15 protein-coding genes are annotated in these 19122 nt (G+C 62.0%); 8 read left to right on the forward strand and 7 right to left on the reverse strand.

What is annotated here, in order from left to right; translation table 11 throughout:
- Positions 1-31 precede the first annotated feature (31 nt).
- From ABOC32_RS17370 to ABOC32_RS17400, 7 genes are all read right to left on the reverse strand, one after another.
- On the reverse strand, positions 32-1168 hold the full coding sequence (locus ABOC32_RS17370) for a DUF6708 domain-containing protein (RefSeq protein WP_426808126.1): 1137 nt from the start codon (positions 1166-1168) through the stop codon (positions 32-34).
- A complete protein-coding gene (locus ABOC32_RS17375; protein WP_426808127.1) occupies positions 1168-3831 on the reverse strand; it encodes a T6SS effector BTH_I2691 family protein in 2664 nt (887 codons plus the stop codon). The genes ABOC32_RS17370 and ABOC32_RS17375 overlap by 1 nt, the downstream gene beginning before the upstream one ends.
- A gap of 11 nt (positions 3832-3842) precedes the next feature.
- Positions 3843-4721 (reverse strand): DUF4123 domain-containing protein, encoded by an 879-nt coding sequence (locus tag ABOC32_RS17380; RefSeq protein WP_426808128.1) that lies wholly within the window; start codon positions 4719-4721, stop codon positions 3843-3845.
- Positions 4721-6901 (reverse strand): type VI secretion system Vgr family protein, encoded by a 2181-nt coding sequence (locus ABOC32_RS17385; protein ID WP_426808129.1) that lies wholly within the window; start codon positions 6899-6901, stop codon positions 4721-4723. The genes ABOC32_RS17380 and ABOC32_RS17385 overlap by 1 nt, the downstream gene beginning before the upstream one ends.
- A 13-nt stretch (positions 6902-6914) precedes the next feature.
- Positions 6915-7763: a type IVB secretion system protein IcmH/DotU gene (gene icmH / locus ABOC32_RS17390; protein WP_426808130.1), complete on the reverse strand. Its 849-nt coding sequence runs from the start codon at positions 7761-7763 to the stop codon at positions 6915-6917.
- A 243-nt stretch (positions 7764-8006) separates the two neighbouring features.
- The gene (locus ABOC32_RS17395; protein ID WP_426808131.1) at positions 8007-8825 is read right to left on the reverse strand and encodes a phosphatase PAP2 family protein; all 819 of its coding nucleotides are present in this window, start codon (positions 8823-8825) and stop codon (positions 8007-8009) included.
- Between the two features lie 2 nt (positions 8826-8827).
- Entirely contained in the window at positions 8828-9517 is a 690-nt protein-coding gene (locus ABOC32_RS17400; RefSeq protein ID WP_426808132.1) for a histidine phosphatase family protein, read from the reverse strand.
- A 263-nt stretch (positions 9518-9780) separates the two neighbouring features.
- Here ABOC32_RS17400 and ABOC32_RS17405 point away from each other — a divergent pair, with 263 nt between their 5' ends.
- The 8 genes from ABOC32_RS17405 to ABOC32_RS17440 all read left to right on the forward strand — a co-directional run bounded on the left by ABOC32_RS17405 (position 9781) and on the right by ABOC32_RS17440 (position 19007).
- A complete protein-coding gene (locus ABOC32_RS17405) occupies positions 9781-10527 on the forward strand; it encodes a gluconate 2-dehydrogenase subunit 3 family protein (protein ID WP_426808133.1) in 747 nt (248 codons plus the stop codon).
- A gap of 3 nt (positions 10528-10530) precedes the next feature.
- The gene (locus ABOC32_RS17410) at positions 10531-12315 is read left to right on the forward strand and encodes a GMC family oxidoreductase (RefSeq protein ID WP_426808134.1); all 1785 of its coding nucleotides are present in this window, start codon (positions 10531-10533) and stop codon (positions 12313-12315) included.
- 12 nt (positions 12316-12327) lie between these two features.
- Positions 12328-13575 (forward strand): c-type cytochrome, encoded by a 1248-nt coding sequence (locus tag ABOC32_RS17415; protein WP_426808135.1) that lies wholly within the window; start codon positions 12328-12330, stop codon positions 13573-13575.
- A 298-nt stretch (positions 13576-13873) separates the two neighbouring features.
- Positions 13874-14893 carry a transcriptional regulator PtxS gene (ptxS, locus tag ABOC32_RS17420; protein WP_426808136.1) on the forward strand — a complete coding sequence of 340 codons (1020 nt, stop codon included), beginning with the start codon at positions 13874-13876 and terminating at the stop codon, positions 14891-14893.
- A gap of 66 nt (positions 14894-14959) precedes the next feature.
- Positions 14960-15739, forward strand: coding sequence for a sugar phosphate isomerase/epimerase family protein (locus tag ABOC32_RS17425; protein WP_426808137.1), 780 nt, complete (start codon positions 14960-14962; stop codon positions 15737-15739).
- Entirely contained in the window at positions 15732-16682 is a 951-nt protein-coding gene (locus tag ABOC32_RS17430; protein ID WP_426808138.1) for a sugar kinase, read from the forward strand. The genes ABOC32_RS17425 and ABOC32_RS17430 overlap by 8 nt, the downstream gene beginning before the upstream one ends.
- A 59-nt stretch (positions 16683-16741) precedes the next feature.
- The gene (locus tag ABOC32_RS17435; RefSeq protein WP_426808139.1) at positions 16742-18043 is read left to right on the forward strand and encodes an MFS transporter; all 1302 of its coding nucleotides are present in this window, start codon (positions 16742-16744) and stop codon (positions 18041-18043) included.
- Position 18044: 1 nt separating this feature from the next.
- The gene (locus ABOC32_RS17440) at positions 18045-19007 is read left to right on the forward strand and encodes a 2-hydroxyacid dehydrogenase (RefSeq protein ID WP_426808140.1); all 963 of its coding nucleotides are present in this window, start codon (positions 18045-18047) and stop codon (positions 19005-19007) included.
- Positions 19008-19122: the final 115 nt, after the last annotated feature.

Raw genomic sequence — 19122 nt, forward strand, 5'->3', positions numbered from 1 at the left:
TACGCTCCACTTACAAGGATGATGTAATGCATCAATCGATCTCCTTAGGCCTTCTGGGCGTACGCGGTTTGCGTGGTTTTTTCTCCGGCCGTTTGCCGGGTTTGAGCTGCCAGCGATCAGCGTTGGCGAGCAGGCGCTCCTGGATTGCGGGTGGGTAGTCGCTCAGGGTGGTTACGGGCGGCACGGGTTTGCCCGGCATACCGGCCTCGCGGATTACTTTCGGCCAACGCGGTCGCCAGCACAGCAGCAGGCTGAGCCAGTGCCCGGTGCCGATGATGACGAAGGCGGGCCAGACCATCAGCAAGATGACTTTGAACAGCCAGCTGCTTTTGCGGAAGAAAAGACCAAGGCCTTCGAACTGGGCGCTGAAGGCCTGGATGGGTGAGGGCAACTGTGTGCTCAGGCGGGGGCGGGGGACGGCGTGTGGGCCTTCTTCCATGTAGCGGCGAATGAGCTCCCACTCGTCACGCAGTTCGCTGCCGCCTTGGCCTTGTTTGCCGAGGAGGGCCATTTCCATATGGGGGAGGCCGGTGCGGCTGGGGTGCCAGACCAGTCCTAGTCGCATGCCCACGCTGAGTGGGTCATCTACTGGGTCGATGGCTGTGCTTCCGGTTGTTTTCCATGGGAAAGTGACGATGCCGCCGCAGTATTTCGGTCGATGTAGGTGGACTTGTTGAGTTACTCGATTGAAGCGGATGAGAAGGTGACGGCTAGTAAGCATTTCCAAACGCGTGAACCGAAGACCGTATTTGAGATAAAAATAAACGATAGCGCCGTCCATGACAGAAATCAGCATCATTGTGATGACGTCGATAACAGCAGGATCTCTACCGGTGAAAAGGTAAAGATAGATTGATCCCAGAGTTATTGTGACGCCGCTATATAGGATTGGTCCTAATCCTCCCAACGTCAAGATTGTAATCAATCCGCGTTTTTCCTCTGAGCCGCCGCAGCGCATCTCCAGGAAATTCTCATTGAAGGAGTAAACAGGACTGTGTGCGCGAGGGTTTTCGCTAACCTTCCGAAAATGGACTTCCTCTTCCAAGTCACCTTCATAAAAGTCCCGCATTGCGCGTTGTTCTGCTGGCGTCATTTCCGCTACGTACGCCTTGCGCGCAGCTTCAGACTCGATTGCCATCTGCCAGAAACCCCATTCGACCAGATACACTATAAGACCTCGCTGAAAGCCGAATGAAGCTCCTTCAATTCTTCGTGTTCTTCATAAGGCTTAGCCGTTTTTCCGATTCGGAAACAGCATCGCCTACACCACTTCTCCAATGAGTCATCTTCAAGGAGGTAAATTACGATCGTCAGGACGAGGCCTAGCCAAAAAGCTCCGACCACCAAGCGTGCAAGCAGAAGGCGCGCAGCTTGGGTTCCCAGTTTTTTTGCAAGCGCACCTATAGAGGATGCCAACATCCTTGCAAATTTAGTCTTGGCGCTATGGGATAGGTAATCAAAAAAAGGCTTTGCGATAGCAATTGCTGTTCCGCCCTCAGCCAGAGCAAGAGCTATCGTCGCGGCGCCTCGAGCCCTGTACGCTGAAGCCAGCCTTATGCTTCGGGCGCTTGATTCTTGGTTTTGGGCTTCACGGATATGTTTATCGGCGTCCGAGAAATCCCACCACGCCAACACCAACCCGCCAGTACCGGCCAATCCAGCCCCCCAAAGCTTCAACCTCCCCAAGGTGGCCGCTGCACCTCTGCCAGTCACACTTCTTGCGCCGTATCGGGTTACCACCTGGTCCACATAGCTGGCTCCAACTTCGAAGCCCGCCGCGGCCGTGGTCATCGCGGCCGCCAAGAGTTCAGTTTTCACTCGCGCATCACTGTCGGGCAATTCGCGAGCCTTAAACGCCATCAGCATGCCTTCCAGTAAACACACCAGCGCGGAGACGCGCACCTTGTAGAAGTCGCTGTTGTTGGCCTGCATCAGATTTTCAGACCAAGCTTGATCCAGATAACGTGCAATCTGGCCGCCGCTGCGTTGTGAGTTGATGGGCTGCCCGCTACGCGCCGCTTCGCTCAGGCGTATCTCGACCGCCGTTTCATGTACCGAAGCAAACAACGCCAGGCGTAGTCCGTGGTGCAACGCTCGGTCTGCACTGTTGGGCGCGCCGGTACGCAGTACCTGTCGCCCAAGTGCCACATACCAGGCATGCAGGCCGATGCTGGCGGTGCTGTTGCTCTTCTGTAATTCCTCGTATAGCGAGTTGATACGACCGAAAGCATTCGCGGCGATATGCGCCTGCCGGGCGAGCGATTCGCGCAGTACGAACGACGACTCGGTCAGTGGTTCGGCCTTGGCCGCTTTCAGCAGCGCCGCAAGCTCCTCCCGGATGTCGTCCTGGTTGTAGCTGATGCCGCGTATTGCCAGGTTTGCCCGGTCGGCCACGTCACTGCGCCACCAGTGGTCCAGCACCTTAGTCCCCCATTCGCTCAACTCCATGCCGATCACGCACTGGCCGGTCTGCTCGGCAAAGGCCAGGCCGTTGATGAGGTCGGCGTTGTCGTAACGGTCCAGCGCTTGCAGCAAACGTTCGCTGATCACCCAGCGGGCATGGTCCTTGGCGCGGTCTTCTGCGGCTTGCTGGGCTTGTTGCATGGCTTGCTCGAAACCGTCGAGCTGATCGTGCATGGCCGGGCGGTCGACCAGGTGGCCGTATTTCTGGTCGAACTTCTTGCTGAACTCGCCGGCCTCCTGACGGGCCTGGACCTTGGCCCGGACGTCGCGCTCGAACTGCGCCAGGTGAGGTTTCATGCGCTCGTCATGTGCATCGGCCTGCTGCCTGGCCCGTTCGGAAAACGCATAGATTTCCGCATGCACGTAGGGTTGGTTGCGTATGTTTTCAGCCATGACTTCGCGCTTGACGATCTGCTCGGCCATCATCTGCGGGTAGAGCTTTTCGATCTCCAGGAACGACTGCGCGACCAGCAGCTTGCGCTCGTTGTCCACGCCGGGTTCCACGGTGCGTTCCAGCCACTTGGTCTTCACATCATCGACAGCGGCGTTGCGCCAGGCGTTGAGCTCCTGGGTGATACCGATGGCGTCTTCGATGACGATGGCCGCGCCTCGGGGTTTGCTCTGGTTCACCAGCGGCGCCAGCGCTTGCCGGGAGGCGTGCGGCGAGACGATCTGGTCATTGTTGAACGGCTGCAGGTCCAGCAGCGCCTGCAGGTCTGCATCGTTCTGGGCCTTGAAGTCGGCGACCCAGCCCAGTTGATCGTGCTTGAGCACGTGGGGCTGTGGCGGAGCGTCGGAAGGCTGGATGAAACGGGCGATATCAATGGCGGGCAGGCTGCTGCGGTATTCGTCGTCGAGCAGGCGGTAGTTGTCGAGCATGCGCGGGGTCAGTGGGGATGGACTGAACAGCGGGCGCAGCTCCTGGATATCGTCGAGGTCGTAGAGGGTGATGGTCCAGCCGAAGCTGCGGATGATCTCGTCCAGGTTGCCAGCGAGGGGGGCGGGCTCCCAGGGGGCATCGGCGCTGATATACAGCAGTGAGCCGTTGGGGGCGACGCGGTACTGGCTGTGCCATTCGTGGGCTGGTGCGCTGTGGCGCTTGATCAGCAGATAAAGAAAGCCTTCGCGCAGGGGGCGGATGGCGTAGCTGGAATGCGTCATCTCGCCGACGTCCTGGAACGGGCTGAGATAGCTTGGCAGTTTGGGCAGACGGGCGCGTTGTGCCGGGTTGCCGCCGATGGCGGCGTAGCGCAGGGGCAGCAGTTCGAAGCGGCGGGTGCAGTTGGCGACGGGGCTGTTGCGCAGGGCGGGGCGATAGCCGGTGGTGATGCGCCTGCACAGCTCGAGGGTTTCGCTCAGTGAGTCCATGGTTGTTTGCCTCAGTCCTTGGTACGCAGGCATCGCTGCACGTTGTCCATCAGGGATGACTGCTGCTCGCGGGTGGCGGCAATCGCCTCTTGCCAGGCCGGTGAGTTGCTGAGTTGTTCGCCACTGCGGGCCAGGATGAGCACATAGCTGATCAGGTCGTCCTCACGGTCCAGGCCTTGCTCGCGCGCCTGATCCAGATAGTGCTGGATCAAGCCAACCCGGGTACCGTGGCAAGCAGCAGGCAAGGCCGGGCAGGACGGCTGGTCCTTGAGCAACTCGGCAAGCTGATAGCTCAGTGGGTCACCGGCCAGTTCGGCCCAGCACGCGTCGTTTAATGTGATTGGCGGGAGGTGCGAGGATTGAGGCTGATCACCGCCGGATATCTGCAGCCACAACCGCTTGTTCGGATGCGCCACGGGCGACCACCAGTGGTGGATGGGCGCTAGCCATTCGCTTACCCCGGGCAGTTCACGATGCGTATCAAGCACTTGCAACGCTGCAGCGGTGTGAAAGCGCAGGAGGTACGAATGGCCATCGGCACCTGCGACGATGTTGGCGTGGCTCAAATGCCGGGCCAGCCGGGCAGGAGGGAGGGCGCTGACTATCCAGCCGCATACTGCGCCCGCTGCACCTTGTTCAAGTTGCCATTGAAAATCATACTGGGCCGAGACATCCGAGCCGGGGCGCGAACCAAACAACCAGGGGCCTGCTGTTCGCAGGTTGCTGAACTGGGCTTGCTGCAGCAGCGGCCAGCAGCGGTCCGCGTAGTACCCGGTCAGCTGTTCCTGCACCTCGGTGGCCAGGTTGGCCATTTCCACGATGGCGCTCAGGCGATAACGGTCGGAAGCCCGCAGCACCTCGACCATTGCTCTGACAAATGGGCTGGGCATCAGCTTGCTCCTTCCATGCGAATCATGTTGTGGCCGTCGGCGATCGCTTTCAGCAGGCAACTGAGGCAAATGGGTTCGCCGGGTTCAGGCACGCCAGAAGTTGAAGTGACGCGATTGCTACCCGTAGCCTGCTGGTTCACCGGCCCTTTGAAGGCCAGTGCAAGACCGTCCAGCGTGATACCGGCGCCATCGATTCGCAGTAGACCCGCAGGGCTCTTGATGGTCAGGCTTTCGCTTACCTGGATGTCATAGACCTTGGTGGTGTGCCGGATGGCTTCGCCGGTTTGCAAGGTGTTGTGACCGCCCACGACCTGTTCGAGGTGGCCGCCGATTTCTACCGTGTGGTTGGCCTTGGTGGTGTCCTGACGGTGGTTTCCTACTTGTTCGATTCGGTCCTTGCCCGTCGTGATGGTGTGGGTGCGACCAATGCTGAGGCTGTCGTCGTTGCCGATTTCGTGAACTCGGTTCTGGCCTAAGGTGAAGGCCTCGTCCCGGGCAACATCTTCTCGGCGGTCCTGACCGATCGAAAGGATTTCGTCCCTTTCGACACGTTCAGTGCGGTCGTTACCGATTTGCGTGGTTTCGTTGTGCTTTACAACGTTGTTCTGGTCTTTTTCTGCGTGAATGAAGACCTCTTGTTGGCCCAGTTCATCCTCGAAACGCAGCTCGTTGAAGCCTTTGCCCTTGTGGGTCTGGCTCTTGATGGTCATCCGCGTCTTGTGCTTGGGCAGGTCATACGGCGGCAGCTGATTGCCACAGTAGGTGCGCCCGGTGATCATCGGTTGGTCCGGGTCGGCGTCGACGTACTGGATGATCACGTCCTGGCCGATGCGCGGAATGGCCATCGAGCCCCAGCTGCCGCCGGCCCAGCCCTGCGACACGCGTACCCAGCAGGAGCTGAACTCGTTGTCCTGGCTTTCCCGGTCCCAGGGGAAGCTGACCTTCACCCGGCCCCATTGGTCGCAGTAGATTTCCTCGCCCTTGGGCCCCACCACCGTCGCCATCTGCGGGCCGTCGATGCGCGGCTTGGGTAGCGGCGCCGGGCGCCATTCGGTTCTGCCGGGCACCAGCACGGCGTCCTGCTTGTAGCGGGTGCCTAGCTGCGCCCCGGCGGCCTCTTCCTGCAGGCTGGTGAACTGGGTGCCTTCATGGTGCACGCGGGTTACCCGCCAGTGGATGTTCAGGTCTTCGCGCGGGTGCTCGATCAGGGTGAAGCTCAGCCCCGGCTGCAGGCGCACATCGTCGCCTTCCACCTCGGCCATGCGGGCATCATGGCGCAAGGCTGTGATGCGGGTGGCGGTGAAGGGGGCGCCAACCGCCCCGCGCTTGTAGCGGCCGGGGTAGTCGAAGCGCTCGTAGGTGGTGGACTGGTGCGTGAGGTCGCTGCCGTCGGCACGTTGCTCCTGGCGGTAGGCCGGGTGGGTGAAGGTGTAGTCGCGCTGCACCTGGCGCGCGGTACGTACCTGCTCGCTGTAACGCAGGCGGCGCAGGCACGGCCTGGCCTGATCGCCGCCGCTGTTGGCGTGGTACAGCACCTGATTAGGGTCGATGTCGTCCTGTTCGAAGAAGCCTTCATGCTCGTCGTCGACCTTGATGGCACCCTGGCTGATCTGCCCCAGCCCCAGCAGCCGGTCGGTAATGAGCAGCCTGTGCAGTTTCGGCGTGTGCTCGAAGCGGTAGACGAAACCCTCTTCGGCGGCCAGGCGGGCGATGAAGTCGAGGTCGGTTTCACCGGCCTGCACGCAGAATTCACGCACCTCATGCTTGTCGATGCTTCTCAGCTCGTAGCCGGTAATGCCTTGGCGCTTGAGCATGATTTCAAGAATCTGCGGCACGGTTTTCTGCTGGAAGATGCGCCAGTTCGAGCGCAGCCCGGCGCGGGCCAGCACGGGTTCTACCAAGGCACGGTAACGGGTGCGATGGAAGCCTGTTTCACCCTGACTGAAGGTGCTGACCAGGCCGTGGACGTAGCGCAGCGGCCGCTCGCCGCGCCAGATCGTGAACAGCACCGGCTTGTCGAGTAGCTGGCCGAAGTCGACATCGTCTTCGAAACTGATCAGCTCCAGTTTCAGCTGGAACAGTGAGCTGATGGCTTCGTCCAGTTCGAACGACACCACTTCGAACTCACTCCGGCACGCCAGCGGCTGGAAGGTAAAGCGCAAATCGGATTGGCTAGGCATGTGGCGTCCTCCGCTACTGCTGCAGAATCGCGTTGAGCGACTCCACGACTTCGGCGGTGATCAGGTCGAGGCGGTAGCTGTAGTAGCTGTAGGCGCAGACCATGGCCACGGCGGAGATCACCAGCGGGCTCCACCAGGGCCACTCCCAGCGTCGCGGGCGGTGGGGGCAATGAACGACATTGGTGTAGGGGTCGCACAGCTCTTGCGGGGTGGGGCCACGCAGTTCGCGGATGACCGTGTGCATGCGCGAGATCAGGGCGTTGATGATGTCTTCGCACTTGGGGTCCAGGGCGTGCTTGCCCCTGAGGCCCAGGCAAAAGCAGTAGTAGAGGAACTCCAGCACATCCTGGAATTCCCTGGGTGCCTGCATGACCCGTTCGAGCAGCACGAAGATCTTTTCGCCGCCCTGGGTTTCGTCGTGGAAGATGCTGAGCAGCGGCGCGTGGCTCCAGCACGAATTGTTGCCCCACGGGCGGCTCATCACGGCCTCGTCCAGGTACAGGCACAAGGCGTAGGAATAGACTTCCTGCTGCGCGATGGGGTAGCCGTGCTGCTGGATTTCTTCGCGAATGTTGCTGACCTGGTTTTGCACGGTCTTGTGCACGTAGGCGATGTTGGGCAGGTCATCCAGGGTACGCAGGCGAATGACCAGGCCGAACAGCGGGCTTGCCGCGTCGAGCATCAGGTTTTCGAAGCCGCCGCGCAGCTGGAACTCCGGGTCGGCGGGGTAGCCGGATGAATCCGTTGCGAGTTGAGGACCGGTACCAGTAAGAGGCTGTTGGGTACCGTCGATATCCTCAAGCAGTATTGGCTTTTTCTTGGCCGGCACCGGTGTTTCAGTGCCATCGGACCCTTTGGACATCCTTAATCCTCGTCTAGTTAGAAGGTCAACTCACACAATGGCTGCGGACTTCCCATACGATCGGGCGCAAGCATTTTGCGAAAGCCTGAAGACTAACGAGGAATCAATGTCTATGGGAGATTGAAACTTCCCAAGGATCTGTAGGAAGTTTCGCTTCAAGTTATTTTTAAATTATTACTAACGAGCAGGGGCTCGATAAATTTGTCTGAATTGCTGTTGCTTTTGTGACTGCCGGTGGCTCTATTACGAGGGCTGCGGTACGGCAGAGTTACGTATGGCAGAGCAGTTTTCCGGCGCCTGCAACGCGATGCGCCCATAGAAGAACAATGCAGTTGCCCAGGTTGTAAACCAGACAAATATCCCGGCCCAGAACGTATGGGACATATAGTGCCAGCCCTGCAGTACCCGGGTAGTACCGTACACGAACCCGATCAGCAGAATGGCCACCAGCAACTTGCGCGCATGTGCCCAGCGGTGGCGCAGGGCCACGAAATACAGTGCCAACAAGGTAAACCCGCTGGAGGCGTGGCCACCCGGCCAGCAGCGGCCATCGCCGGCCTTGTTCCACAAGGAGAAGTTTTCGAACCATTCGACCCGGGCCTGGGGGCCGCCATACAGCGTGGTTTCCACAGGGCAATACACACTGGTGTGGCTTTTCAGGTAATGAATCACGGTCGTGCTCAGTGCGAACGCCACCACCACGAACAGCAGGTCGCGGCGGTGTTGGGTGGTAAAGCGCAGCACCGGTGCGATACGGGCCTTTTCCAGCATCCGGGTCAGGCCCAGTTGAGGGCGGTTGGCCAGGCGCGGCCAGATGAACGACAGCAGGCTGCCGATGACTGCCAGTTCACCGGTCCAGTCCGGCAGGATGCGAGGCCATTTGTGGGTGACCTTCTCGAACCACTGGTTGTGCAGCAACGGGAACTGGCCGGTGGCCGGGTCGAGCAGCAGGTTGCTGATCCAGCGATCGAGCTCGGTGAGGTCGAATGAAATAAACACGATGGCAGCCAGCAACAGCGGCAGCAGCAGGTTATTGCGGTAGAAGGTGGTGCGAGAGGGCATGTTCAGAGTTCCTTGGCATCAATGAGTTTGCGCCATTCACTGGCCGCTATCTGGCCCAGCAGTTTCGCCTTGCCATCGCTGCCCTGGGTGATGAACAGGGCGCTGGCATAGCTGTTCGACGTCGCGCTGGCAGGCACTTCGAGCGCCTGCTCCAGCTGTTCCATGCAGCCGCTGTGGCTGACCAGCACGAGGTTGTGGCCATTTCGCTTGAGGGCCAGGGCGTTTTCGGCGAAGTGGCCGTCACACTGATTAAGCCAGCCTTGCGTGGCAATGCTCTTACCAAACATGGCGTGGGCGGTCTGCCGGGTCCGCACTTCCGGGCTGGCCCACACATCGGCTGAGCCCAGGCCAAGGTGCTGCAAGCCGTTGCCGACATCGGCGGCCACATGGCTGCCCGCAACCGTGATTCCGCTGGGGTCACCCAGGCAGGCACCGCTGGAGCGGTCGCAACGTTCGGCATGGCGCAGCACCACAATCACCGAGCCTTTCGCCCAGGCGGCCTCGAGCCCGCTGTGTTGCAGGTGATGGGGGTTGCCCAGGTTGGGGATTGCCGTGCGGGCATGTGCCCAGGCTGCCGCTACGCCCAGAATCAACAGCAGGCACAAGACTGCGAACAGTGCCGTGCCCCAAGGCAATCGGGATACCTGGGCAAGCCGTGAGGCGGGGGATTTGTCGATTACGCCTTGCAGCATGTTTGCCACTCCAGTCAGCTCGCTCCACACAAGAGCGTCGGCACTGTAGGCAGCGGGATGTCGTTGGAGAGTGAGGCAGATGTGAAAAAAGCCTTTGCCCGACAGCTGTCAGCCAGTGAGAAGTCAAGTATGAAACCGGTTTCAAAACATTTCTGAACGCGCTAGATTATTCGGCTGTCTTCTTGATGGCCTATCAAGATCACCTCCCACAGAAAATCAGATGGCGCTTATCAAGGCCGCCGCACAGCCGATGAGGATTCGCAATGCCTGAGCATGCCCCAGACAACCCGCGCAGGGATTTTCTGCGCAAGACCTTGACCCTTATCCCTGTCGTTACCGTGGCCAGCACAGGGCTTGGCGTGGGCGCCAGCCAACTGCTTGCGGCCCCGCAACCGCAACACCCACCGAAAGTGCCAGCCACACCACCTGCGGGCGACTATCAACCGACGTTCTTCAGCGCCGAAGAGTGGGCGTTTGTACAAGCTGCGGTGTCGCGCATCATCCCGGCCGATGAACTTGGCCCCGGCGCACTCGAAGCCGGCGCCGCCGAATTCATCGACCGTCAGATGAACACCCCCTACGCGACGGGCGCGCAGTGGTACATGCAAGGCCCGTTCAACGCCGACGCCGCGCCCGAGCTGGGTTACCAGTTGCAGCTCAGCCCGCAACAAATCTATCGCCTGGGCATCGCTGCCGTGGACGGCTGGTGCAAAGCCAACGGCGGGCAGGTTTTTGCTGCGCAGGATAGCGCTACCCGGGACCGTATTCTCAGCAAGGTCGAGGCAGGCGAGCTGGTGTTCGACACCGTTCCGGCGAAGGTGTTCTTCAGCCTGCTGGTGCAGAACACCCGTGAAGGGTTCTTCTGCGACCCGATTCATGGCGGCAACAAAGGCATGGTCGGCTGGACCCAGATCGGCTTCCCCGGCGCCCGCGCCGACTTCATGGACTGGGTCGAGCGCAACGAGCCTTACCCGTTCCCGGCTGTATCGATCCGCGGCGAGAGGGCCTGAGGCATGGCGACTGTATTGAACAAAGTGGATGCGGTTATCGTCGGCTTCGGCTGGGCCGGCGCGATCATGGCCAAGGAGCTGACCGAGGCCGGGCTGCACGTGTTGGCCCTGGAGCGGGGGCCGATGCAGGATACCTACCCGGAAGGCAGCTACCCGCAAGTGATCGATGAGCTGACCTACAGCGTGCGCAAGAAGCTGTTCGTCGATGTGTCGAAAGAGACCGTCACTGTACGCCACAGCGCGAACGATGTGGCATTGCCCAATCGCCAGCTCGGTGCCTTCCTGCCGGGCAAGGGTGTGGGCGGCGCGGGCCTGCACTGGTCGGGCGTGCACTTTCGGGTCGACCCGGTCGAGTTGCGCCTGCGCAGCCACTACGAAGAGCGCTACGGGCGCAAGTTCATCCCTGAAGGCATGACCATCCAGGACTTCGGCGTCAGTTACGAAGAGCTGGAACCGTATTTCGACTTTGCCGAAAAGGTCTTTGGCACCTCAGGCCAGGCCTGGACCGTCAATGGCCAGGTGGTGGGTGAAGGGAAGGGCGGCAACCCCTACGCGCCGGACCGTTCCAACCCGTTCCCGCTGCCCGCGCAGAAGAACGTGGTGTCGGCCAGGCTGTTCGAAAAAGCCGCCACCAACCTAGGCTACAAGCCCTACAACCTGCCCTCGGCAAACACCTCCGGGCCTTACACCAACCCGTACGGGGCGCAGATGGGGCCGTGCAACTTCTGTGGTTTCTGCAGTGGCTACGTGTGCTACATGTACTCCAAGGCTTCGCCCAACGTGAACATTCTGCCGGCGCTGCGCCAGGTACCCAACTTCGAGTTGCGGCCCAATGCCCACGTGCTGCGGGTGAACCTGGACGACAGCAAGCGCAAGGCCACCGGCGTGACCTACATCGATGCCCAGGGGCGCGAGGTGGAGCAACCGGCGGATTTGGTGATCCTGGCGGCGTTCCAGTTCAACAACGTGCGCCTGATGCTGCTTTCTGGCATCGGTACGCCTTACGACCCAGTAAGGAACGAAGGTGTGGTCGGGCGTAACTTCGCCTACCAGAACATGGGCACGGTCAAGGCGTTCTTCGACAAGAACACCTACACCAACAACTTCATCGGCGCGGGTGGCAACGGCATTGCCATCGACGATTTCAATGCCGACAACTTCGACCATGGCCCCCACGGCTTTGTCGGCGGCTCGCCGATGTGGGTGAACCAGGCTGGCAGCCGGCCGATTGCCGGCACCTCCAACCCGCCGGGCACGCCGGCCTGGGGCAGTGCCTGGAAGAAAGCCACGGCCGACTACTACACCCACCAGGTGTCGATGGACGCCCACGGCGCCCACCAGTCCTACCGTACCAATTACCTGGACCTGGACCCCACCTACCGTGACGCCTACGGCCAGCCGCTGTTGCGCATGACCTTCGACTGGCAGGAAAACGACATCAAGATGAACCAGTTCATGGTCGACAAGCTGAGCAAGATCGCTCAGGCGATGAACCCCAAGGCCATTGCCGTGCTGGGCAAGCAGGTCAAGGATCATTTCAACACCGCCAGCTACCAGACCACCCACCTGAACGGCGGTGCGATCATGGGCACCGACCCCAAGACCAGTGCACTGAATCGCTACCTGCAAAGCTGGGACGTCCATAACGTGTTCGTGCCGGGGGCTTCGGCGTTCCCGCAGGGGCTGGGTTACAACCCGACCGGGCTGCTGGCGGCGCTGACCTATTGGTCGGCACGCGCCATCCGCGAGCAGTACCTGAAAAACCCCGGCCCGCTGGTCCAGGCCTGAGGAGCGATGAGCATGAAGACAATGTTGATCGCAACCCTGCTGCTGGGTGCCACGGCGGCCGTACAGGCCGTAGCAAATGACGATGCGCAGGTGCGCCAGGGCGAGTACCTGGCCCGCGCCGGTGACTGTGTGGCCTGTCATACCGCCAAGGGTGGTAAGCCCTTTGCCGGGGGCCTGCCGATGGAAACGCCAATCGGCACGGTGTACTCCACCAACATCACCCCGGCGGCCACCGGCATCGGCAATTACAGCTTCGAAGACTTCGACCAGGCGGTACGCAGGGGCATTGGCAAGGATGGCAGCACCTTGTACCCGGCCATGCCCTACCCGTCGTATGCGCGGGTCAGCGAGCAGGACATGCAGGCCCTGTACGCCTATTTCATGAAAGGCGTGGAGCCGGTCGAGCAGGCGAACAAGGCCACTGACATTCCCTGGCCGCTGAGCATGCGTTGGCCGCTGGCAATCTGGCGTGGTCTGTTTGCGCCAGAGGCCAAGCCTTGGCAGGCATCGGCGGCAGCCGACCCGGTGGTGAACCGTGGCGCGTACCTGGTCGAGGGCCTTGGGCATTGTGGCGCCTGCCATACGCCGCGGGCGCTGACCATGCAGGAAAAGGCGCTGAGCCCTGCAGAGGGCGAGCAGTTCCTGGCCGGCAGCGCACCGCTGGAAGGCTGGATTGCGAAAAACCTGCGTGGCGACCACAAGGACGGCCTGGGCAGCTGGAGCGAAGCGCAGTTGGTGCAGTTCCTGAAGACCGGGCGTAGCGATCGCAGCGCCGTGTTCGGTGGCATGAGCGATGTGGTGGAGCACAGCATGCAGCACATGAGCGATGGCGACCTGACCGCTATCGCCCGTTACCTGAAGACCCTGCCGCCGAGCAACCCGAATGATCAGCCGCACGTCTACGACAAGCAGGTGGCGGATGCGCTGTGGAAGGGTGATGACAGCAAGCCCGGGGCGGCGCTGTACATCGACAATTGCGCGGCCTGCCACCGTACCGATGGCCAAGGCTACACCCGTGTGTTCCCGGCGTTGGCTGGCAACCCGGTGGTACAGACCGCAGATGCCACGTCGCTGATCCACGTGGTGCTGGTAGGGGGCACGGTGCCAGCGACACACACCGCGCCGTCGAACTTCACCATGCCGGCATTCGGCTGGCGCCTGAGAGACCAGGAGGTGGCCGAGGTGGTGAACTTCATCAGGAGCAGCTGGGGCAACCAGGGCAGTGAGGTTTCTGCCAGTGATGTGAAGTCGCTGCGCTGACTGCAGCTTCCTGGATCTGTAAAAAGCTCATTGCTCTAGCAGGGACTCTGTGGGAGCGGGCTAGCCCGCGAACACCGGCGTAGCCGGTGCCATCCACTTCAGTGGCTTTTTCGCGGGCATGCCCGCTCCCACAGGTTCAGCTATTAATTCATTCGAATCAGTAACCTATTGGATGTTGTTCAAGTGGTTACTCAGTGTTATTAAGCTGGTCCTGACCAACGGCAGGTTGACGAACTGCCGTAGTTTTGCTGTATTGAAACCGGTTTCATCGCTATCACAATAATCATAAGGACAGCCCATGACCGACGCGCCTGCCCATGCCCGCGAACGGGTCACCATCAGCGAAGTAGCGCGTGTCGCTGGCGTTTCCAAAGCCACCGTCTCCCGTTACATCGGTGGTGATCGCCAATTGCTGGCCGAAGCCACGGCCAAGCGCCTGGCAGAGGTCATCGAACGCCTCGGCTACCGCCCCAACCAGATGGCCCGCGGCCTCAAGCGCGGCCAGACGCGACTGATCGGCATGCTGGTGGCCGATATTCTCAACCCCTATTCAGTGGCCGTGATGCATGGCGTGGAAACCGCCTGCCGTCAGCACGGTTACAGCCTGGTGGTGTGCAACACCAACCGCGACGACGAGCAGGAGCGTCACCACCTGGTGGCCCTGCAGAGCTATAACGTTGAAGGGTTGATCGTGAACACGCTTGGCCATCACCCTGGCGAACTGCTGAACCTGCAGCGTGACATCCCCATGGTGCTGGTCGACCGCCAATTGCCCGAGCTGAATGTCGACCTGGTGGGCTTGGACAATGCCGATGCGGTCGAGCAGGCCCTCGACCATCTACAGGCCCAGGGCTACCGCGACATCCTGGCGGTCAGCGAACCCCTCGATGGCACCAGCTCACGCCTGGAGCGGGTGCAGGCATTCGGCGCGTCGGTCAGCCGTCGGCCCGGCATGCGTCAGCAGGTGCTGGAAATCAGCGCAGGGCTGCAGGGCCAGCTGGCTACGTTTCTTGCCCGCAGTGGCCACGGCCCGCAAGCCATCTTCACCTTCAACGGCGTTGCCACCCTGGCGGTGACCCGGGCCCTGCACGAGGCCGGGTTCAACCTGTTCGCCGACGTCGGGCTGATCGCTCTCGACGACCTCGACTGGTACCCCCTGGTCGGCAAAGGCATCACTGCACTGGCCCAACCCACCGAGCGTATCGGTGTAGCGGCATTCGAAAGCCTGCTCGGTCGCCTGCGCGGCGACAGCGGGGCCGCCCGGCGCATCGACTTCAAGGCCAACCTGATCATCCGCGGTTCAACCCAACCCCAGTAAGCAACGGCAGGCCTGCGCCTGCTGCTGCCGATTAAAAATGAAACCGGTTTCATAAGGATAAAAACAATGCACCCGAACCCCGTTTCCATCAGCCTCTCAAGCTACGGCGCCGACTTTGTGCGGCAACGTGGCCAGGAGCAGTTCCTGGACATGCTGGCAGCCGCTGGCGTCAGCCGAGTGGAATTGCGCGAAGAGTTGTTCGCCAGTGCACCGGACGCCGCTGCACTTGGTGCGGTCATTGCCGCACTGCGCCTGGAATGCCTGTACTCGACACCGCTTGAACTGTGGACCGCGCAAGGCGTGCCCGACCCACAACTGGTCCAGAAGCTGGAAACCGCCCGGGCGCTTGGCGCGGTGGCGCTGAAGGTTTCCCTGGGGCACTTCGATGCGCACTGCGATGTAACGGCCTTGGCAGCGCTGCTGCCTGCGCATGGGCCGCTGCTGCTGGTGGAAAACGATCAGACCGCACAAGGTGGCAGGATCGAACCGCTGCTGCAGTTCTTCCAGCGTGCCGACACGCTTGGGCTGCGCCTGGGCATGACCTTCGACATCGGCAACTGGCAGTGGCAGGGCGAACCGGCGCGGCAAGCCGCACGGCAACTGGGCCGTTGGGTGCGCTATGTGCATTGCAAGGCTGTGCAGCGCCGGGCCGATGGTCGTCTGGTTGCCATACCGCCCCAAGCGGCGGACCTGCAGGCGTGGTCAGCGCTGATGGCCGAGTTCGCCCCCGGTGTGGTGCGCGCCGTCGAATACCCCTTGGTTGGCGAGGACTTGCTGGCGCTGACCCGTGCCCAGGTGCGTGGCCTGTCTGCATTGGGCGCGGGGGAGGAGGTGGCCCATGCATGAGCATGACGTGCTGTGCTTCGGCGAGACCATGGCCATGTTCGTCGCCGAGCAAACAGGCGACCTGGCCAGTGTCGGCCAGTTCGGCAAACGCATCGCTGGCGCCGACAGCAACGTGGCCATCGGCTTGGCACGCCTGGGCTTCAAGGTACGTTGGCTGAGCCGGGTAGGCGACGATTCGCTGGGCCGTTTCGTGCTCGACAGCTTGCGCCGCGAAGGCCTGGACTGTTCCGGTGTCGAGGTGGATACCAGTTACCCGACGGGTTTTCAGCTCAAGGCGCGTTGCGATGATGGCAGCGACCCGGCAGTGGAATACTTTCGCCGCGGTTCGGCAGCCAGCAGGCTGTCGCCCGCACTGCTGAACCCTGCCTGCCTGCAGGCTCGCCACCTGCACGCCACCGGCATCCCGCTGGCGCTGTCCGACAGCTGCCGTGCGCTGTCCCACGCGTTGGTAGACGCCATGCGCGCAGCCGGGCGCAGCATATCGTTCGACCCCAACCTGCGCCCCTCGCTGTGGCCGGATCAAAACAGCATGGTGCGCGAAATCAATGCCCTGGCGGCCAAGGCCGACTGGGTTTTACCGGGCCTGGAAGAGGGGCGGTTGCTGACCGGCCAGCATACTCCGGCGGACATCGCTGCGTTCTACCTCGACCAAGGGGTGGAGTTGGTGGTGATCAAGCTGGGCGATGCCGGCGCCTACTTCCGCAGCGCCAAGGGCGAAGGGCAGGTAGCCCCCGTGCCGGTCAGCCGAGTGGTGGACACCGTCGGTGCGGGTGATGCCTTTGCCGTCGGCGTGCTCAGCGCGTTGCTGGAGGGCCGCGCCGTGCCCGCGGCAGTGGCGCGTGGCAACTGGTGCGGCAGCCGTGCCGTGCAGTCGCGCGGCGACATGGAAGGGCTGCCGTTGCGCCACGAACTGGAAGCCTACGACCTGCGCAGAAGCGCGTGAGCCTGCCAACCCCGAATCACCTGTTGCAACAAAAACAACAAGCTCAGGAGAACCAAACCATGCAAAGCCAAAGCCTGGCACCTCGCCGCTGGTGGTACATCATCCCGATTGTGTTCGTCACCTACAGCCTGGCGTACCTTGACCGCGCCAACTACGGCTTCGCCGCCGCCTCCGGCATGGCCGAAGACCTGCACATCACCCCCGCGCTGTCTTCGCTGTTGGGTGCGCTGTTCTTTCTCGGTTACTTCTTCTTTCAGGTGCCCGGCGCCATCTACGCCGAAAAGCGCAGCGTTAAGAAGCTGATTTTCGTCTGCCTGATCCTCTGGGGCGGCCTTGCCACGCTCACCGGCATGGTCAGCAATGTCTATATGCTGATCGGTATCCGCTTCCTGCTCGGGGTGGTGGAGGCAGCAGTGATGCCGGCCATGCTGGTGTACCTGTGCCATTGGTTCACCCGTGCCGAGCGCTCGCGCGCCAATACCTTCCTGATGCTCGGCAACCCGGTGACCATCCTGTGGATGTCGGTGGTGTCGGGGTACCTGATCAAGCATTACGACTGGCGCTGGATGTTTATCATCGAAGGCCTGCCTGCCGTGATCTGGGCGTTCTTCTGGTGGCGCCTGGTCGATGATCGCCCGGCTCAGGTGAAGTGGCTGAGCGATCAGGAAAAGGCCGCCCTGGCGCAGGCACTGGCCGCCGAGCAACAGGGCATCAAGCCCATGAAGAATTACCGCGAGGCGTTCCGCTCGCCGCAGGTGATCATCCTGGCGCTGCAGTACTTCTGCTGGAGCATTGGCGTGTATGGCTTCGTGCTGTGGCTGCCGTCGATTCTCAAGCAGGCCGCGAACGTCGATATCGTGCAGGCCGGCTGGCTGGCCTCGGTGCCTTACCTGGCGGCGGTGCTGGCGATGGTGGGTGTGTCCTGGGCGTCCGACCGCCTGCAAAAGCGCAAGCGCTTCGTCTGGCCGCCACTGCTGATTGCCGCCGTGGCGTTCTACGGCTCGTACGCCCTGGGCACCGAGCACTTCTGGCTGTCGTACGCGTTGCTGGTGGTTGCCGGCGCCTGCATGTACGCACCCTATGGCCCGTTCTTCGCGATCGTGCCCGAGATCCTGCCGGCCAACGTCGCAGGCGGGGCCATGGCGCTGATCAACAGCATGGGCGCGCTGGGCTCGTTCGGCGGCTCGTGGCTGGTGGGCTACCTGAATGGCGCTACGGGCGGGCCAGGGGCCTCTTACCTGTTCATGTGCGGCGCGCTGCTGACCGCAGTGGCACTTACCGCCGCACTCAATACATCCCAGACGTCAGGCCGGGCCAAGCACCGTAGCTCGCGGCTGGCCATGAACCCTCAGGAAACCTGAAATGAAAAAGCGAATCGTCCTGTACAAACGCCTGTCCGACGACTTGATGGCACGCCTGCAAGCGCGCGTCGAGGTGACTTGGGTGGACACCACCCAGCCCGACGGCCTGGCCCGCCTGCGCGATGCGTTGCCGGGGGCGCATGGGTTGCTGGGGGCCAGCCTGCGCCTGGATGCCAGCCTGCTCGACCTGGCGCCGCAACTGGAAGTGGTGTCCAGCGTTTCGGTGGGCGTGGACAACTACGATATTGCCGAACTCAGCCGGCGTGGCGTGATGCTGACCAACACGCCGGACGTGCTCACCGAAACCACGGCAGACACCGGCTTTGCCTTGATTCTGGCGACCGCCAGGCGGGTGGTTGAGCTGGCGAACTGGATGCGTGACGGCCATTGGCAGGCCAACCTGGGGCCGGCGCATTTCGGCTGTGATGTGCATGGCAAGACCTTGGGCATCGTTGGCATGGGCCGTATCGGCGAAGCCTTGGCCCGGCGCGCGGCAGCCGGCTTCGGCATGCGTGTGCTGTACCACAGCCAGCGCGCCAAGCCCGAGGTGGAGGCGCGCCATGCAGCACGCCAGTGCAGCCTGGATGAGTTGTTGCAACAGGCGGATTTCGTTTGCCTGACCGTGCCGCTGAGCGCCAGCACCGAGGGCCTGATCGGTGCACGGGAACTGGCGTTGATGAAGCCTGAGGCGATCCTGGTGAACATCTCACGCGGGCGCGTGGTGGATGAGCAGGCGCTGGTCGAAGCGTTGCGGGCCAGGCGCATACGTGGCGCGGGGCTGGATGTGTTTGTGCAGGAGCCGCTATCAGTAGACTCGCCGCTGTTGCAGCTCGATAACGTGGTAGCAACCCCGCATATCGGCTCGGCGACCGAGGAAACCCGCCAGGCCATGGCGCGTTGCGCAGTAGACAACCTGCTCAGCGCGCTGGCCGGTGAGCGGCCGGTGAACCTGGTCAACGGCTGACTCCCGTCCAAAGTGTGGGAGCGGGTTCACCCGCGAAACAGGCGACACGGTGGATGGCACCGGCTGTGCCGGTGTTCGCGGGTGAACCCGCTCCCACAGGGGCGGTACAGCCTTT

The sequence above is a fragment of the Pseudomonas sp. WOUb67 genome (assembly GCF_050058005.1).
GTDB classification, from domain to species: Bacteria; Pseudomonadota; Gammaproteobacteria; order Pseudomonadales; family Pseudomonadaceae; genus Aquipseudomonas; species Aquipseudomonas putida_R.

Excerpts from the sequence above, each read along its gene's own strand:
- ABOC32_RS17380 (WP_426808128.1), bottom strand. The coding sequence starts at position 4,721 with ATGCCCAGCCCATTTGTCAGAGCAATGGTCGAGGTGCTGCGGGCTTCC.
- ptxS (WP_426808136.1), top strand. The coding sequence starts at position 13,874 with ATGACCGACGCGCCTGCCCATGCCCGCGAACGGGTCACCATCAGCGAA.
- ABOC32_RS17375 (WP_426808127.1), bottom strand. The coding sequence starts at position 3,831 with ATGGACTCACTGAGCGAAACCCTCGAGCTGTGCAGGCGCATCACCACC.
- ABOC32_RS17395 (WP_426808131.1), bottom strand. The coding sequence starts at position 8,825 with ATGCCCTCTCGCACCACCTTCTACCGCAATAACCTGCTGCTGCCGCTG.
- ABOC32_RS17385 (WP_426808129.1), bottom strand. The coding sequence starts at position 6,901 with ATGCCTAGCCAATCCGATTTGCGCTTTACCTTCCAGCCGCTGGCGTGC.
- ABOC32_RS17410 (WP_426808134.1), top strand. The coding sequence starts at position 10,531 with ATGGCGACTGTATTGAACAAAGTGGATGCGGTTATCGTCGGCTTCGGC.
- ABOC32_RS17430 (WP_426808138.1), top strand. The coding sequence starts at position 15,732 with ATGCATGAGCATGACGTGCTGTGCTTCGGCGAGACCATGGCCATGTTC.
- ABOC32_RS17400 (WP_426808132.1), bottom strand. The coding sequence starts at position 9,517 with ATGCTGCAAGGCGTAATCGACAAATCCCCCGCCTCACGGCTTGCCCAG.
- ABOC32_RS17440 (WP_426808140.1), top strand. The coding sequence starts at position 18,045 with ATGAAAAAGCGAATCGTCCTGTACAAACGCCTGTCCGACGACTTGATG.
- ABOC32_RS17435 (WP_426808139.1), top strand. The coding sequence starts at position 16,742 with ATGCAAAGCCAAAGCCTGGCACCTCGCCGCTGGTGGTACATCATCCCG.
- ABOC32_RS17405 (WP_426808133.1), top strand. The coding sequence starts at position 9,781 with ATGCCTGAGCATGCCCCAGACAACCCGCGCAGGGATTTTCTGCGCAAG.
- ABOC32_RS17425 (WP_426808137.1), top strand. The coding sequence starts at position 14,960 with ATGCACCCGAACCCCGTTTCCATCAGCCTCTCAAGCTACGGCGCCGAC.
- ABOC32_RS17415 (WP_426808135.1), top strand. The coding sequence starts at position 12,328 with ATGAAGACAATGTTGATCGCAACCCTGCTGCTGGGTGCCACGGCGGCC.
- icmH (WP_426808130.1), bottom strand. The coding sequence starts at position 7,763 with ATGTCCAAAGGGTCCGATGGCACTGAAACACCGGTGCCGGCCAAGAAA.